The sequence below is a fragment of the Mesorhizobium sp. M2A.F.Ca.ET.039.01.1.1 genome (assembly GCF_003998035.1).
Lineage (GTDB): Bacteria > Pseudomonadota > Alphaproteobacteria > Rhizobiales > Rhizobiaceae > Mesorhizobium.
Map to the genome: position 1 here is coordinate 1 of NZ_RZRY01001389.1, position 682 is coordinate 682.

Here is a 682-nt window from a genome sequence, read left to right on the forward strand (position 1 = left end):
CTTCTCGGCAATCATGATCACTGCCGCGTTGATGTTTCCGCAGACGAGGTCGGGCATGACGGAAGCATCCACCACGCGCAGGCCATCGACGCCGCGAACTCGCAGTTGCGGATCTACGACCGAGGCCGCGTCCGCGCCCATCCGGCAGGTGCCGGCCGGATGATGCACGGTGATGGAGGTCTTGCGGATATGCTCATCGATATCGTCGTCGCTCTGGCACTTGGGACCGGGGAAGAACTCCGCCTCGATGAAGGGCTGCATGGAAGGTTGCGCCGCGAGATCCCTTGCCACCCGGAAGCCGGCCCGCAGCGATTGCCAGTCCTTCGGCGAGGCCAGGAAATTCTGGTGGATCAGGGGCGCCGCGGAAGGATCGGCCGAGGCGAGTTTCACCGCGCCGCGACTCTCGGGCTGCGTGGCCACCACGCGCGTTGCGAAACCATCGGGAAACGGTTCCTTGAATGGCCTGAAATAGGGCCATGCGGCGAGTGGAGCCGCAGTGAAGAGCAGTTGCACATCCGGCAACGGCCGCTCCGGACCGCTTTTCAGGAAGGCGACGACCCCGCCGGGCACATCGCCCGAAAAACCGCGCCCCGTAAGGTAGGTCTTGGCGAAATCCAGCCCGATGCGATCGGCGCGCATGTTGTGCAGGAACGGCCCTGGGCCGCGGCGTCGGTACATGAGA

1 protein-coding gene is annotated in these 682 nt (G+C 65.0%); it reads right to left on the reverse strand.

Going from position 1 to position 682, the window contains the following annotated elements; genetic code table 11:
* Nucleotides 1–682: GMC oxidoreductase (locus EOA24_RS40030; RefSeq protein ID WP_245502005.1), on the reverse strand; the 682-nt coding region annotated here is incomplete at both ends.